Raw genomic sequence first — 14,866 nt, 5'->3', positions numbered from 1 at the left:
AGACGCGAGGCCCGGTCCGTCCGGGCCTTGCGCGTCTTGAGCCCACGGCCCGCGCCTACGTCCGCCGCATCAGATAAATGTCCATGATCCAGCCGCGCCGCGCCCGCGCCTCGGCGCGCAGCGCGACGATGCGCGGGCCGGCCTCGGCGAGCGGCCCTTCGGCGAGCGTCTCGTCGGGCATGCCGAGGAAGGCGCCCCACCAGATGTGAATCCCCGCCGGGTCGAGGCGCGCGAAGCCGCAGTCGCCGTCGAGCATCACCGCGACCGTCTCCGCGCCCTGCGGCCAGCCGGATTCGCGCAGGCGGCGTCCGGTCGTGATCGTGACGGCGCCATTGACCGCGCTCAGCGGGATGGCGTGGGCCGCGGTCAGCGCCTGCAGGGCGGTGATCCCCGGCGCGACGCGCAGGCGCGGGCGCGGCTCAAGCCGCGCGGCGATGCGCAGCGTGCCGTCATAGAGCCCCGGGTCGCCCCAGACCATCAGCGCCACGGGGCCGTCGGGCGCGGCCCGCGCGATCTCCCGCGACCAGACGGCGGCGATCTCGTCGTGCCAGCGCCGCACGCGCTCCTCATAGGGCAGGCGCTCGTCGCGCACGGGCATGTCGAATTCGACGATCCGCGCCGCGCTTTCGCACGCCTTCAGAATGAACAGGCGCAGTTCGGCGAGGTCCGATTTGTCGGGCCCCTTGCGCGGCACGAGCACCAGCGCGGCCGCGCGCAGGGCGCGCCTCGCCTCGAGCGTCACATGCTCCGGATTGCCCGCGCCGACGCCGACCAGCCAGAGGTCGACGGGCTTCGCCGTCGCGTTCATGGCTCCTCCGCGATCAGGTGAAAGAAGGTCCCCGTCGCATGGCCGCGGCGCGAGCCGGTCTCGGGCGTCGGCGCGCCGTCGGCGTCGGCGACGCGGGCGAGCGGCGCGTCGGGCTGTTCGAGGATGGTCGAATAATGGAATTCATGGCCGCGCAGCGCCGTCCCCGCCGCATGTCCGGGCATCGCCTGTTCGAGCGTCGCGCGGCGATAGCCGAGATGCAGCCGGCGCGCTTCATAAGAGGTCGCGAGCCCGAGCAGCCCGGCCATCTGGTGCCGGACCCCGCCAGCGTCGATGAGCGCCGCGCCGAGCGCCATATAGCCGCCGCACTCGCCATGGACGGGGCGGGTTCGCGCATGGGCGCGCAGCCCGTTCATGAAGCGCGAAGCCTGCGCGAGCCGGCCGGCGTGGAGTTCGGGATAGCCGCCGGGCAGCCAGACGAGATCGGCGCCGGCGTCGGGCGGCTCGTCGGCGAGCGGCGAGAAGGGCAGGATCTCGGCGCCCGCCGCGCGCCAGCCTTCGAGAAGATGCGGATAGGCGAAGGAGAAGGCTTCGTCCTGCGCGAGCGCGACGCGCTGCGCCGGCGGACGCGCCAGCGCGCCGGGCCGGGCGCGAACGCCGCCCTGCGCGCCGGTCCTGATCGCGGCGAGATCGACATGGGCGCGCAGAAAGGCGGCGTAGCCTGCAATCGCCGCGTCGAGGTCTGGATGCTCGACCGCCTGGATGAGGCCCAGATGGCGCTCGGGCAGCTTCAGCTCGCCGCGGCGCGGCAGGGCCCCGAGCACGGCGAGGCCGGCGCGCTCCATGCCGAGCCGCACGAGCCGCTCATGGCGCGGGCTCGCGACGCGGTTCAAGATCACGCCCATGAAGCGAAGGTCGGGCGCGTAGGCCGCAAAGCCGAGCGCGACGGCGGCGGCCGACTGCGCCTGTCCGCCCACGTCGAGCACGAGCAGCACGGGCCAGCCCATGGCGCGGGCCGTCTCGGCGCTCGAGCCGAAACCCGAAAGCCCTTGTGTCGCCACGCCGTCGTAAAGGCCCATGGAGCCCTCGGCGACGCAGAGGTCGGCGCCGAGCGCGGTCGCCGCGACGGCTGAGAAAAGGCCCTCGCCCATCGCCCAGCTGTCGAGATTGTAGGACGCGCGGCCGCAGGCGGCGCGGTGGAAGGCGGGGTCGATGTAGTCCGGCCCCGACTTGAACGGCTGCACGGCGAGCCCGTCTTCGGCGAAGGCGCGCAGCAGGCCGAGCGCGACCGTGGTCTTGCCCGAGCCCGACGCGGGCGCCGAGACGAGCAGCCCCGGCGGCAGGACGCCCAGCGCCTCACGCATCGTCGGGCGTCCAGTTGGCCCAGGGGCTTGCGTCCGACTGCGGCCGGTGGCGGCGGTCGTAGTCGGCGGCGTAGAGCCTGCTGTCGTCGAAGCCTTCGGCGGCGAGCGCCGGCCCGACCAGAATGAGCGCCGTGCGCGAGATTTCGGGCGCGAGCGCCGCCTCGACGCCCATGAGCGTCGAGCGGATGATCTTCTGGTCGGGCCAGCTCGCCCGGTAAACCACCGCGACCGGGCAGCCGGGGCCGTAATGGGGCATGAGGTCGGCGACGACGCGGGCGAGGTTCTGGACCGAAAGATGAATGGCGAGCGTCGCGCCGGTCGCGCCGAAGGCCGCGAGCGTCTCGCCCTGCGGCATGGCCGAGGCGCGGCCCGGCGTGCGCGTCAGCACCACCGACTGGGCGATCCCCGGCAGCGTCAGTTCGACGCCGAGCGCGGCCGCGGCCGCGGCGAAGGCGGGCACGCCCGGCGTGACGGCGTAGGGGATGTTCAGCGCCCTGAGCCGGCGGATCTGCTCGCCCATGGCCGACCAGACGGAGAGGTCGCCCGAATGCAGCCGCGCCACGTCCGCGCCGGCGGCATGGGCGCGCGTGATCTCGGCGATGATCGCGTCAAGGTCCATCGGCGCGGTGTCGACGAGGCGGGCGCCCGGCGGGCAATGCGCCAGCACCGCCTTCGGCACGAGCGAGCCGGCATAGAGGCAGACCGGGCAGGCGGCGATCAGGTCGCGCCCGCGCAGCGTCAGAAGGTCGGGCGCGCCGGGGCCGGCGCCGATGAAATGGACGGTCATGGCGAAACTCCGCGGCTCATCGCAGGACCGCGCGCCATTGCGTGACCGGATAGGCGGCCTTCCAGCCGCGCCGGCCGCCGAGCGGGGAAGCTTCGGCGAGCTCGACGCGCAGCAGCTCGCCGCCGCGCCGCGCCTGACAGGCCGCGAGCAGGGCTTCCGATTCGAGCGTCACGGCGTTGGCGACGAGGCGCGCCCCCGGCGCGAGGCGGCGTTCGAGATCGGCGATCAGCGCCTCGCTGAGGCCGCCGCCGATGAACACGGCCTGCGGCGGCGGCAGGCCGTCGAGCGCCGCCGGGGCCTCGCCCTCGACCACCCGCAGCCGGTCGACGCCGAGCCGCGCGGCGTTGGCGCGGATGCGGGCGGCGCGGTCGGGGCGCGCCTCGACGCCGATCGCCTGCGTTGCGGCGTCGCTCAGCAGCCATTCGATCGCGATCGAGCCCGCGCCCGCGCCGATGTCCCACAGCAGTTCGCCCGGCCGCGGCGCCAGCGCCGACAGGGCGAGGGCGCGCATCGGCCGCTTGGTGATCTGCCCGTCATGCTCGAAAAAGGCGTCGTCGATCCCGGACGCGCGCGGGACGGCCGGGCCGTCGCCGGCAAGCTCCATGGCGACGCAGAGCGGATGCGCGAAGTCGCCCGCCGGAAGGGCGTCGGCGCGCGCCTCGCTCACCCGCTCGCGCGGGCCGCCGAGCGCCTCCATGACAAAGAGGCGGCTCGCGCCGAACCCCTGCGCGCAAAGATAGCCGGCGAGCTCGGCGACCGCCGCGCCGTCGCGCAGCAGCGCGACGATGCGGACGTTGGGCGCAAGATGCGGGCGCAGCCGCGTCAGCGGCGCCGCATGGAGGCCGAGGCGGCGCGTGCGCTCAAGCGGCCAGCCGAGGCGGCTGGCGGCGAGGGAGAACGCCGACGGCCCCGGCAGGGCGCGCCATTCGCTGCGGGCGAGCGCGCGGGCGATCACCGCGCCCGCGCCATGCCAGAACGGATCGCCCGAGGCCAGCACGGCGGTCCTGCGTCCCCTGAGCCCGAGCAGGATCGGCAGGCCGTCGGCAAAAGGCGCCGGCCAGACGCGCGTTTCGGCCGCAAGCCCCCGCGCGAGCGCCAGATGGCGCGCCGGGCCCATGACGATTTCGGCCGCCTCGAGCGCGGCGCGGCTTGCCGGCGCGAGCCCTTCAAGGCCATCTTCGCCGATCCCGACGATCGTCAGCCAGGGGGCCTCAGCCATGCGTCAGAACCTTCTGATCCTCGCCGGCACGCCGGAGGCGCTCGCGCTCGCGCGCGCGGCGCAGGGCGCGGGGCTTTCGGGCGTCGTCTCCTTCGCGGGGCGGGTCGAGCGCCTGCCCGAGCATCCGCTCGAGCGGCGCGTCGGCGGCTTTGGCGGGGCGTCGGGCCTCGCCGCCTATCTGGGCGCGGCCGGAATCACCCATGTGATCGACGCGACCCATCCTTTCGCGGCGCAGATGAGCGCCAACGCCGCCGCCGCCTGCCGCGCCACGCGCACCCCGCTGCTCGCGCTGACGCGGGCCCCCTGGCAGGAGGCGCCGGGCGACCGCTGGACCAGGGTCGCGGACGTCGCCGGCGCGGTCGCGGCGCTGCGGCGCGCGCCCGCCCGCGTCATGCTCGCGGTCGGGCGCACGCGGCTCGTCGAGTTCGCCGCCAATCCGCAGCATTTCTATCTGCTGCGCTTCGTCGATCCGGCGCGCGCGCCCCAGCCCTTCCCGGATTATGAGGTGGTGGTCGACCGCGGCCCGTTCACCGAGGCCGCCGACCGCGCCCTGATGCAGGCGCGCGGCGTCGGGCTCGTGGTCTCGAAGAATTCGGGCGGCGCCGGCGCCTACGCCAAGATCGCGGCGGCGCGCGCGCTCGGCCTGCCGGTGATCATGATCGACCGGCCGCCCCGTCCGGCGCGGGCCGAGGTCCATGACGCGGCGGCGGCGCTCGACTGGGCCGCTCATGCGGGCGCCGACCTCGGCGTATAAACAAACGGGCGCCCCTCGCGCGCGAGAACGCGCGTCGCGGAGGAGCCGACGAGCACGATCGTCCGCATGTCGGCCTGTTCGGGCCGCGCCTCAGACAGCGCGACGACCTCGATCTCTTCGTCGGGGGTCGACACGGCGCGCGCAAAAATCAGCACCCGGCCGGGCTCGCAGACCGCGCGCAGGATTTCGAGCGCGCGGGCGAAGCCGTCGGGGCGCGCCTTCGAGCGCGGATTGTAGAGCGCCATGGCGAAATCGGCCTCGACCGCGAGCCGCAGCCGCCGCTCGACCAGCGCCCGGGGCTTCAGATTGTCGGACAGGTTGAGGGCGCAGAAATCATGCCCGAGCGGCGCGCCGGCCCGCGCCGCCGCGGCCAGCATGGCGGTGACGCCGGGCAGCACGCGGACGTCGAGGCCGCGCCAGCCGGGCTCCCCCGTCTCGATCGCCTCGAACACCGCCGCGGCCATGGCGAACACGCCGGGGTCGCCCGAGCTCGCCACCACCACCCGCCGCCCTTCGGCCGCGAGCGCGAGCGCAAGGCGCGCCCGCGCGATCTCGTCGCCGTTGCCGCTCTCATGCAGGCGCAGCCCCGGGCGCGGCGCGACGCGCCGGACATAGGGGCCATAGCCGACGAGGTCGCTCGCGCGCGCGATCGCCGCGGCGGCCTCGGGCGTGACGAGCCGTTCGTCTCCCGGGCCGAGCCCCGCGACGGCGAGCCATCCGCCCATCGCGCTAGCCATGCACGACGACGATGGAGAAATAGGGCGCGTCGGCGTCGTCGGCCTCGCGCAGCGGCGCGACGCGCTGCCGCGCCATGCTGGCGTATTCGACGAAGACCGCGCGGTCGGCCTTGCCGGCCGCCTCGAGCGCGCGGCGGACGCGGCCGAGGTTGCGGCCGATCTTCATCACCACCAGCGCGTCGGCGTCGGCCATGCGGCGGGCGAGCTCGTCTTCGGGCAGCGTGCCGGCGAGCACCGTCAGCGTGTCGTCGCCCCAGGCGACGGGGGCGCGTCGCCGTCCAGGCGGCCGACGTGACGGCCGGCACGACCTCGACCGGCGCATGGTCCTTGAGGCGGATGTGAAGATGCATGAAGGAGCCGTAGAAGAACGGGTCGCCCTCGCACAGCACCACCACGTCCTCGCCGGCCCGGGCGAGGGCGAGCAGCGTCGCCGTCGCCTGTTCGTAGAAGGCCGAGAGCGCCGCGCCGTAGCGCGGGTCGGACGCCGGAATCTCGGTCGTGACCGGATAGTCCATGGGGTATTCGCGCGCGTCGGCGCGCACGAGCCCGTCGACGATGCGGCGCGCATGGCCCCTGCGGCCGGCCTTGCGGAAATAGGCGAGATGGGCCGCGCCGCGCACCAGCCGGTCGGCGCGCAGGGTCATGAGCTCGGGATCGCCCGGGCCGAGGCCGACGCCATAGATCGTGCCCATGGCCGGCCGCGCGGCCGTCTCCGCCGCCGCGCTCATTCGGCGCGGCTCGCGATCGCGTTGACCGCGGCGACGGCGAGCGCGCTGCCGCCAAGGCGCCCCTCGACGATCAGGCAGGGCGCAGGCGCGGCGGCCCACAGCGCCGCCTTCGATTCGCGCGCGCCGACGAAGCCCACGGGGCAGCCGACGATCGCCGCCGGGCGCGGGCCGTCGGGCGCTTCGAGCAGTTCGAGCAGATGGAACAGCGCGGTCGGCGCGTTGCCGATCGCGACGACCGCGCCCGCAAGATGCGGACGCCACAATTCGACCGCCGCCGCCGAGCGCGTGGTGTTGAGGCGCGTGGCGAGCTCGGGGACTTTTGGCGCGCCGAGCGTGCAGATCACGTCGTTGCGCGCCGGCAGGCGGCTGCGGGTGACGCCTTCGGCGACCATGCGCGCGTCGCAGAGAATCGGCGCGCCGGCCTCGAGCGCCGCCCGCGCCGCGCCGACCATGCCGGGCGAGAAGCGCAGATGCGCCTCGAGCCCGACCATGCCGGCGGCGTGGATCATGCGCACCGCCACCTGCTCCTCGTCGGGCGTGAAGCCGGAAAGGCTCGCCTCGGCCCTGATCGTGGCGAAGGAGCGGGCGTAGATCGCCGCGCCGTCGGTCTCATAATGATAGGGCATCCGTCAGCCGCCGCAGGTCGCCGTCGCCCCGCGTCAGGATCGCGCGGCGCGCCGGTTCATCCCATGGCGCGCCGTCCCTGACAAGATCGAAGCCGCCGTCGTCGCGCCCGACGAGCGTCAGATCGGCGGGCCCCGGCAGGGCGCAGCCCTTGGCGCAGCCGGAGACATGCAGCAGGCGCCCCGCCGGCAGGCGCGGCGCGAGCGCGCGGGCGAGCGGGCGCACGGACGCGCGCGCCTGCGCGCAGGCCGGCGCGCCGGGGCAGGCGACGACGCGCAGCAGCGGGTCGCTCGCGTCGAGGATCAGGCCCGCCGCCGCGGCGGGGCGCAGGCGCGACGGGTCGACGCCCGGCAGATGAATCATGCGGAAGGGCGTGACCCGCAGCGTCGTCGCGGCGGCGTCGGCGAGGCGACGCAGGGCGGCGGCGGCAAGCTCGCCGAACGCCGCCGCGACATTGACCCCCGCGCCCCGGGGCCGGGCCGCGGCCTGGCCGCTGCGGGCGAAGGGCGGGCGTCGCCAAACAGCTCCGGCGGCGGCGTGGCGCCCGCCGCCACATGCGCGCGCATGCGGCCGCGCCCGTCCGCCCCGACGCCGCCCGAGGCGAGGAACCAGCGGGCGAGATCGAGCGCCAGCGCCGCGGCTCCGGCCGCATCGGCCGCGCGCCGGCCCGTGGCGAGGCCGTCGGCGCGCACGACGAACGCCCCGTCCGCGCCCTCGACGCGCACGTCGCCGCTGACGCCGTCGAGCCGTCGCCGCGCGCCGGCGTCGACCACGAAGCCGAATTTCACGGGCAGGGCCGAAAACTCCGGCGCGGCGAGGGCGTGGGCCAGCGTATCGGCGCACAGCGTCTGCGCGTCGGCGTCGCCAAGGCCGCGGAACGGGTCGAGCACGACGCTCACGCGCGCCTCGGCCTCGCCCTCGGCGCCGGCGAGGCCGAGCGCGGCGAGCCCCTGCGCCAGCGCCGGAAAGGCGGCCTCGCTCACGCCGCGCAGCTGGAGGTTGCCGCGATTGGTGAGCTCGACCGCGCCGCTCGCATGGGCTTGCGCGAGCCCGGCGAGGCCGCGCGCGGCGCCGGGCGTCAGCTCGCCGAGCGGCGCGCGGGCGCGGACCACGAGGCCGTCGCCCGACGGCATCGGCCGGCGCGGGCCGGGGCACCAGCCCTTGACCACGGGGGCGCTCACGACGCGCGCCCGGGCGCCGCGGCGTCGAGCGCGGCGAGGATCGAATTGCGCCTTGAGCGCCACAGCCCCGCGGCGTGAAGCGCGGCGAAGCGGGCGCGCATGGCCGCGTGCGCCTGCGGATTGGCGTCTTCGAGGAAGGCCGCGACGTCCGGGTCGCCGAGGGTCGCGTCGTGATAAAGGTCGAACAGATGCGCCGGCACGGCGCCGGCGAGATGGGCGAAGGCCGCCATGTTTTCGAGCGTGGCGGCGATCTCGGCCGCGCCGCGGAAGCCGTGGCGGCGCATGCCGGCGATCCAGCCCGGATGCGCGGCGCGCGCCCGCACGACGCGCGCGATCTCCTCGGCGAGGGGCCGCGCGCGGGGCAGCTTTGGGTCCGTGGCGTCGAGATGGTAGAGCGCGGCCTGTCCGCCGGCGAGCTTTTGCGCGGCGGCGAAGCCCGCCTCGTGGCTGGCGTAGTCCTCGGCGAGCAGCAGGTCGGTTTCGGGCAGGTCCTGGAGATGCACGAAGGCGTCGGCCTGCGCGAGCCGCTGGCGCAGGCCCGCTTCGTCGCGGCGCGCGGCGCCGCCGCCCTCCTGCGCGAAGGCGCTGGCCTCGATCCAGGCGGCGCCCGCGGCGCGCCGCCCTGCGTCGGAATAGTCGGCGAGGCTCGCGCCAAGGCCGAGCCCGAAGCGGCCCGGCGCGGGCCCGTAGACGCGCGGCCCGTCGCGGCCCACGAAAGGATTCTGGTCGGGCGGCTCGTCGCGGCCGGCGAGCGTGCGCACGGCGAGCTGGAACAGGGCCGGGAGGGTCGGGAACACGTCGCGGAACAGGCCCGAGACGCGCAGCGTCACGTCGAGGCGCGGCCGGTCGAGCTCGGCGAGGGGGAGCGCCTCGACGCCGCAGACCCGGTTCGAGGCGTCGTCCCAGACCGGGCGCGCGCCAAGCAGGGCCAGCGCCATGGCGAATTCCTCGCCCGCCGTGCGCATGGTGGCCGAGCCCCACAGATCGACGACGAGCGCGCGCGGCCAGTCGCCCTCGTCCTGCAGATGGCGGCGGACGAGCTCGTCGGCGAGCAGAACGCCCTGCCGCCAGGCCGCGCGCGAGGGCGTCGCGCGCGGATCGACGGCGAACAGGTTGCGCCCGGTGGGCAGCACGTCGGGGCGGCCGCGATAGGGCGAGCCCGACGGGCCGGGCTCGATCCGCCGGCCGGCGAGCGCGTCGATGAGCGCGCGGCGCTCGGCCTGCGCGCAGGCCGCGGCGTCGAACGGGCAGGCGGCGGCGGGCGCGCGGCCGAACACATGCAGCCCGTCGCCGAACTGGCTCGCCTTGACGTCGCACACGAAGCGGTCGATGCGCGTCACCGCCTCGGCGTGGCTCGCGTCGGCCGAAACGCCAAGCTCGCGCTCGACGCCCTGCGCCTGCGCCTCGTCGCGGATGTCGGCGACAAGGCGCAGGCGCCGCTTCGGATCGAGCCCGTCGGCGTTCGAGAATTCGTCGAGCAGGGCTTCGAGCCGTTCGAGCGGCCCGGTCGGGCCGGCGCGGCGCGGCGGCGGCGGAATATGGCCGATGGTCACGGCGCCGAGGCGGCGCTTGGCCTGCGCCGCCTCGCCCGGATCGTTGACGATGAAGGGATAGATGACCGGCAGGCCGCCCGAAAGCGCCTGCGGCCAGCACGCCGGCGACAGGGCCACGGCCTTGCCCGGCAGCCATTCGAGCGTGCCATGGGCGCCGACATGGACGAGCGCGTCGGCCGTTTCGCGCAGCCAGAGATAGAAGGCGACATAGGCGTGGCGCGGCGGGCGCGAGAGGTCGTGATAGTCGCCGTCGCGCCGCGCGGGGAGGCCGCGCTCGGGCTGGAGCGCCACGATCATGCGCCCGCGCCGCAGCGCGGCGAAGGAAAAGCCCTGTATCCCGGCGTCGGGGTCGGCCTCGGGAGGGCCCCAGGCGGCGTCGAGCGCGTCGCGCAGGGGCGCGGGAAGCCGCGCCAGCGCGGCGCGATAGGTTTTGAGCGGCCAGGCGATCCGCGCCGTCGCGAGGCCCGGCCCGAGGGCCGCGCCGGCCGGCGCGTCATAGCCCTCGGCGGCGAGATCCTCAAGCATCGCCCCGGCCGAGGCGAGCGCGTCGAGCCCGACCGCATGGGCCATGTTCCAGCCGCGGCCCGGATAGGTCGAGAGCACGAACGCGACCCGCCGCTCGCCGGGCGGAAGCGCCGCGAGCCGGCGCCACGCCGCCGCCTGGTCGGCGACGGCGGCGACGCCGTCGTCATGCGGGACATGCGCGCAGCGCGCGAATTCGAGATCGGGGTCGCGCGCCAGCGGCTCCTTGAACGAGACGACGCCGGCGAACAGGCGCCCGTCGGCCTCGGGCAGGGCGACATGCATGGCGAGGTCGGCCGGCGAAAGGCCGCGCTCGGCGCTGTCCCAGGCCCGCCGCGTGGAGGTCGAAAGCGCGGCCTGGAGCGTCGGCGCGCGCGTCGCGTCGAGCGGCGAGGCGAATCCCTCGCCCCGGCCCGAAAAGGCCGTCGCGTTGACGATCGTCGCGGGCTTCAGCGCGGCGATCTGGCGGGCGAGCCAGAGCGCCGCCTCCGGCGCCTTGAGCGAGGGCGCGAACAGGCCGAGCGCGCGAAAGCCCCGCGCCCGCAGCGCCTCAGCCAGCGCCGCCATGGGGGCGAGGTCGTCGGCCGCCACGAAGGCCCGGTAGAACACGATGAGCGCGAGCGGCGCGCCGGCCCGCGGTCCGGCCGCGTCGAGGGCGCAAGCCGCGGGGCAGCAGACCCCGTCCTCGGGCGTCCAGGCGCCGACGTCGGCGAGGGCGCCGGCCGGCGCGCCCGGACCGCCTTCGCCCAATCCTCCTTCGCGCAAACCCGCCGCGCGGGCGAGTTCGGCGAGCGCGGCCCGGGCCGCGCCGGGGCCGCCCATGTCGCAGAGCCGCGCGAGCCGCCGCAGCGTCGCGCGGGGCAGGGTCGAGGCGGCGTCGAGGCGCTCGTCGGCCGGCCGTCGGCCGGCAGCACGGCGAGCGCCATGCCGCGCCGGCGCGCCTGCGCCTCGATCTGGCCGAGCCCATAGGGCCAGTAGGAGGCGCCGCCGATGAGCCGCACCAGCACGCCTTTCGCCGCGCCGAGCGTGCGCTCCAGATAGGCGTCGACCGACAGCGGGTGCCGCAGATCCGCGAGACTGGCGAGGCGCAGCCCCGGCGCGCCGCCCTCGCGCCCGCCGGCGAGGCGCCATCCGGCCATGAAGGCCGCGAGGTCCGAATCCGAGAAGGACAGCACGGCGAGATCGGCCGGGCTCTGGCCGAGGTCGGTCGGCGTCTCCGTTTCTTCGAGCCCGCGGCTCTCGCGGAAGATGACGTGCATGGCTTATCCGGCGGCGGCGGCCTGCGGCGCGAGGGCGGCGCGGATGGCGTCGGCGTCGACGTCGTCGCGCTCGGCGATGACCACGAGCCGGCCGGCGCGCGCCTCGTCCGGCCGCCATGGCCGGTCATATTGCCAGCGCACGCGCCCGCCGACCGCCTGGACGAGCAGGCGCATCGGCTTGCCCGCGACCGCCAGATGGCCCTTCACGCGCAGGATGTCGCGCGCGCGGGCGAGCTCGGCGATCCGTCCGGCGAATTCGGCGGGGTCGTCGATCTCGGGCGCGTCGACGACGACGCTGGCGAAATCATCGTGGTCATGGCCCGATTCGTCGTCATGATGGCTCGGCCGTGCGGCGAGGTCGTCCTCGGCCGCGACGCCGAGGCCGAGGATCACGCGCGGGTCGATCGCGCCCTCGGTCACCTCGACGATCGGCGGCCGGCGCGGCGCCTCGGCCTCGATGACGGCTTTCGCCTTCGCCACGGCCTCGGGGCCGGCGAGGTCGCATTTGGTCAAAAGCACGATGTCGGCGCAGCCGATCTGGTCCTCGAACACTTCGCTCAGCGGCGTTTCGTGGTCGATGTTTTCATCCGCGAGGCGCTGGCGCTCGACCGCCGCGAGATCGGGGGCGAAGCGCCCGGCGGCGACCGCCTCGGCGTCGGCCAGCGCGATCACCCCGTCGACCGTGATGCGCGAGCGGATCGCCGGCCAGTCGAAGGCTTTGACCAGCGGCTTCGGCAGGGCGAGGCCGCTCGTCTCGATGAGAATATGGTCGGGGCGCGGGTCGAGCGCCATCAGCGCCTCGATGGCGGGGATGAAATCATCGGCGACGGTGCAGCAGATGCAGCCGTTGGCGAGCTCGATGATGTTTTCGGCCGGGCATTCGGGCAGGGCGCAGCCCTTGAGGATGTCGCCGTCAACGCCGATGTCGCCGAACTCATTGACCACCACGGCGAGCCGCCGCCCGCCCGAATTGCGGATGAGATGCGAGATCAGCGTGGTCTTGCCGGCGCCGAGGAAGCCCGTGACGACGGTGACGGGAAGCTTTTCGAGACTGGCCATTCAGACTGCCTTTTCTGGCGAAACGGGGCGCGGCGCGCGGAGATTCTTGCGCGGGGCGCGCCTGCAAGCTTGGCGCGGCGCCCGTGCGGACGCAAGTAAGCGTCGCCCGGGGCTGGCGCCTGAGCCCGCCATCTGCTTACACAGGAAAGGCCGGCGGGCGAAGCGCCGCGACGGGCGGACGGAGCGTGGAGGGTCGATGGACGAGCTGGCGGCGCGCCATAACGCCAAGATGAAGGTCGTGAAAGCCGCGCGCGACGAGTTGATGAAGTCGAAGACCGGCGAGAAGGGCCTGATCATCGTCCATACCGGGGCGGGCAAGGGCAAGTCTTCGGCCGGATTCGGCATGATCCTGCGCTGCGTCGCCCATGGCATGCCCTGCGCCGTGGTCCAGTTCATCAAGGGCGGCTGGGAGACCGGCGAGCGGACCCTGCTGCGCGAGCGCTTCGCCGAAGACTGCCGCTTCTTCGTGTCGGGCGAGGGCTTCACCTGGGAGACGCAGGACCGCGACCGCGACGTCGCGGCGGCGCAGGCCGGCTGGCGCCTCGCCATGGAGCAGATCCTGGACCCGCAGATCCGCTTCGTGCTGCTCGACGAGATCAACGTCGCGCTGCGCTACGGCTATCTCGACGCCGCCGGGACGGTCGATTTTCTTCTCACCCGAAAGCCGCCCATGACCCATGTCTGCCTGACCGGCCGCAACGCCCCGCCCGAGCTCGTCGCCGCCGCCGATCTCGTGACCGAGATGAGCCTTGTGAAGCACCCGTTCCGGGACGGCGTGAAGGCGCAGAAGGGCGTCGAGTTCTGATGGGCGTCGCGCCACGCCCCCGTCCCGCGAGCCCCTGCGTCGGCGCCTGCGCGCTCGACGAGGCGAGCGGCCTTTGCGTCGGCTGCGCCCGCACGCGCGACGAGATCGCGCGGTGGGGAAGCGCCGACGAGGCGTTTCGCGCCCGCGTCTGGGCCGAGCTGCCGGCCCGGGCGGCGGCGCTCGGGCTCGCCGCGCGGCGCCTCGACTGGCGCGGCGCAACCCTGCTCGACGAGGTCGAGCGGCGTTTTGCGGAGGCCGCCGGGACCTTCGTCGTCGGCGTCTATGGCGCGGTCGCCGAAGTGCTGCGCGACCCTGACGAGCCGTTCGAGGCGCAGCGCGAGGGGCTCGCCCTGACGCTACGCACGGGCCGCGCGGCGATGCGGATCGAGGCGCCCGACCATCTCGCCGCCTTCGAGCTCGTCCGCCCCGGCAATGCGCCGCTGATCGCCTTCGCCGTGCCGGAGTCGCGCCTCGGCGCGCCCGGCCCCGGCGCGCTGACGCCGCTCGGGAAAGACGCCGGCGCGCTGCTCGCGCGCGACGCCGACGGGGTCCGCTTTGACGTCGGGCTCGGGCGCAGCGCCGCGCGGTTCTCGATCCGCTGCCCGGCCCCGCTCGCCGCGCGCCTTGCTGAACATGTGGGGGAAGCCTGGCCCGACCATCTCGACCGCATCCGCGCGGCGATGGTCGAGGAAAGCCCCGTGCGGATCGTCGAGACCGCGGGCCTGCGCGCCGAGATCGACGCCGCGATCCCGCCCCCCGGCGGGACCTCGCCCGAGGGGCCGCACACCCATCTCCTGCCCGATCATGTCGCGCAGGGTTTCGACGCGCCGCCGACCCTGCCGCTGCCGAAGGGCTACGCCGTCTGCGCCATTTTCTATCCGGCCTGAGCCATGGGCCGCGCCCTGATGCTGCAGGGGACCGGCAGCAATGTCGGCAAATCTGTCCTCGTCGCGGGGCTCTGCCGCGCGGCGCGGCGGCGCGGGTTTTCGGTCGCGCCGTTCAAGCCGCAGAACATGTCGAACAACGCCGCCGTGACGGCGGACGGCGGCGAGATCGGCCGGGCGCAGGCGCTGCAGGCGCAGGCCTGCGGCGTGGACCCGCTGGTCGACATGAACCCGGTCCTGCTCAAGCCGCAGAGCGAGACCGGCGCCCAGGTGGTGGTGCAGGGCCGCGTGCTCGCGAGCTGCGCTGCACGCGACTATCACGCGCTCAAGCCCTCCCTGCTGCCGCGCGTCCTGGAGAGCTTCGCGCGGCTCGCGGCCGCGGCCGATCTCGTCCTGGTCGAGGGTGCGGGCAGCCCCGCCGAGGTCAATCTGCGCCGGGGCGACATCGCCAACATGGGCTTCGCGCGGGCTGCCGCCGTGCCGGTCGTGCTCGCCGGCGACATCGAGCGCGGCGGGGTGATCGCGCAGCTGGTCGGCACCGTGGCGCTGCTGGAGCCCGAGGAGCGCAGCCTCCTGCGCGGCTACATCGTCAACAAGTTCCGGGGCGATCCGGCCTTGTTCGCC

The 14,866-nt window shown here is 75.0% G+C and carries 14 protein-coding genes and 1 pseudogene; 4 read left to right on the top strand and 11 right to left on the bottom strand.

The window, feature by feature from the left end; translation table 11 throughout:
* Nucleotides 1-55: 55 nt before the first annotated feature.
* Genes cobF through cbiE form a run of 4 tightly spaced genes read right to left on the bottom strand, consistent with a single transcriptional unit; the run spans nucleotide 56 to nucleotide 4,136 of the window.
* Complete coding sequence (gene cobF, locus ACILRB_RS01325) at nucleotides 56-808, bottom strand: precorrin-6A synthase (deacetylating) (protein ID WP_395664499.1); 753 nt, start codon at nucleotides 806-808, stop codon at nucleotides 56-58.
* Nucleotides 805-2,109, bottom strand: coding sequence for a cobyrinate a,c-diamide synthase (locus ACILRB_RS01320; RefSeq protein WP_395664651.1), 1,305 nt, complete (start codon nucleotides 2,107-2,109; stop codon nucleotides 805-807). Before ACILRB_RS01320 ends, cobF begins: the two co-directional genes overlap by 4 nt.
* Before the next feature lie 13 nt (nucleotides 2,110-2,122).
* Complete coding sequence (gene cobM / locus ACILRB_RS01315) at nucleotides 2,123-2,917, bottom strand: precorrin-4 C(11)-methyltransferase (protein ID WP_395664498.1); 795 nt, start codon at nucleotides 2,915-2,917, stop codon at nucleotides 2,123-2,125.
* 16 nt (nucleotides 2,918-2,933) lie between these two features.
* A complete protein-coding gene (cbiE, locus tag ACILRB_RS01310) occupies nucleotides 2,934-4,136 on the bottom strand; it encodes a precorrin-6y C5,15-methyltransferase (decarboxylating) subunit CbiE (protein WP_395664497.1) in 1,203 nt (400 codons plus the stop codon).
* Here cbiE and ACILRB_RS01305 point away from each other — a divergent pair.
* On the top strand, nucleotides 4,135-4,890 hold the full coding sequence (locus tag ACILRB_RS01305; protein ID WP_395664496.1) for a cobalt-precorrin-6A reductase: 756 nt from the start codon (nucleotides 4,135-4,137) through the stop codon (nucleotides 4,888-4,890). The genes cbiE and ACILRB_RS01305 overlap by 2 nt on opposite strands.
* Here ACILRB_RS01305 and cobJ read toward each other — a convergent pair.
* The 7 genes and pseudogenes from cobJ to cobW all read right to left on the bottom strand — a co-directional run bounded on the left by cobJ (nucleotide 4,863) and on the right by cobW (nucleotide 12,553).
* Nucleotides 4,863-5,615: a precorrin-3B C(17)-methyltransferase gene (gene cobJ, locus ACILRB_RS01300; RefSeq protein ID WP_395664495.1), complete on the bottom strand. Its 753-nt coding sequence runs from the start codon at nucleotides 5,613-5,615 to the stop codon at nucleotides 4,863-4,865. The two genes, ACILRB_RS01305 and cobJ, sit on opposite strands and share 28 nt — an antisense overlap.
* 4 nt (nucleotides 5,616-5,619) lie before the next feature.
* Nucleotides 5,620-6,319 (bottom strand): annotated as a pseudogene (locus ACILRB_RS01295) (precorrin-2 C(20)-methyltransferase).
* 32 nt (nucleotides 6,320-6,351) lie between these two features.
* Nucleotides 6,352-6,981: a precorrin-8X methylmutase gene (locus ACILRB_RS01290; protein ID WP_395664494.1), complete on the bottom strand. Its 630-nt coding sequence runs from the start codon at nucleotides 6,979-6,981 to the stop codon at nucleotides 6,352-6,354.
* A complete protein-coding gene (locus ACILRB_RS01285; protein WP_395664493.1) occupies nucleotides 6,965-7,342 on the bottom strand; it encodes a hypothetical protein in 378 nt (125 codons plus the stop codon). Before ACILRB_RS01285 ends, ACILRB_RS01290 begins: the two co-directional genes overlap by 17 nt.
* Nucleotides 7,339-8,160: a hypothetical protein gene (locus ACILRB_RS01280; protein WP_395664492.1), complete on the bottom strand. Its 822-nt coding sequence runs from the start codon at nucleotides 8,158-8,160 to the stop codon at nucleotides 7,339-7,341. The genes ACILRB_RS01285 and ACILRB_RS01280 overlap by 4 nt, the downstream gene beginning before the upstream one ends.
* Nucleotides 8,157-11,366 carry a cobaltochelatase subunit CobN gene (gene cobN, locus ACILRB_RS01275; RefSeq protein ID WP_407070196.1) on the bottom strand — a complete coding sequence of 1,070 codons (3,210 nt, stop codon included), beginning with the start codon at nucleotides 11,364-11,366 and terminating at the stop codon, nucleotides 8,157-8,159. Before cobN ends, ACILRB_RS01280 begins: the two co-directional genes overlap by 4 nt.
* Before the next feature lie 131 nt (nucleotides 11,367-11,497).
* Nucleotides 11,498-12,553 (bottom strand): cobalamin biosynthesis protein CobW, encoded by a 1,056-nt coding sequence (gene cobW / locus ACILRB_RS01270; protein ID WP_395664491.1) that lies wholly within the window; start codon nucleotides 12,551-12,553, stop codon nucleotides 11,498-11,500.
* A 196-nt stretch (nucleotides 12,554-12,749) separates the two neighbouring features.
* Here cobW and cobO point away from each other — a divergent pair, with 196 nt between their 5' ends.
* The 3 genes from cobO to ACILRB_RS01255 all read left to right on the top strand — a co-directional run.
* Nucleotides 12,750-13,358, top strand: a complete 609-nt coding sequence (gene cobO, locus ACILRB_RS01265; RefSeq protein WP_395664490.1) for a cob(I)yrinic acid a,c-diamide adenosyltransferase — start codon at nucleotides 12,750-12,752, stop codon at nucleotides 13,356-13,358.
* A complete protein-coding gene (locus tag ACILRB_RS01260; protein ID WP_395664489.1) occupies nucleotides 13,358-14,245 on the top strand; it encodes a DUF1289 domain-containing protein in 888 nt (295 codons plus the stop codon). The genes cobO and ACILRB_RS01260 overlap by 1 nt, the downstream gene beginning before the upstream one ends.
* Nucleotides 14,246-14,248: 3 nt before the next feature.
* The coding region (locus ACILRB_RS01255; RefSeq protein WP_395664488.1) for a cobyric acid synthase at nucleotides 14,249-14,866 on the top strand (618 nt) is incomplete at its 3' end.

This window comes from Methylocella sp., assembly GCF_044226135.1.
GTDB lineage: Bacteria > Pseudomonadota > Alphaproteobacteria > Rhizobiales > Beijerinckiaceae > Methylocapsa.
Note: the sequence above shows the minus strand (reverse complement) of the source record. Positions and strands in the feature narration are given on the sequence as shown.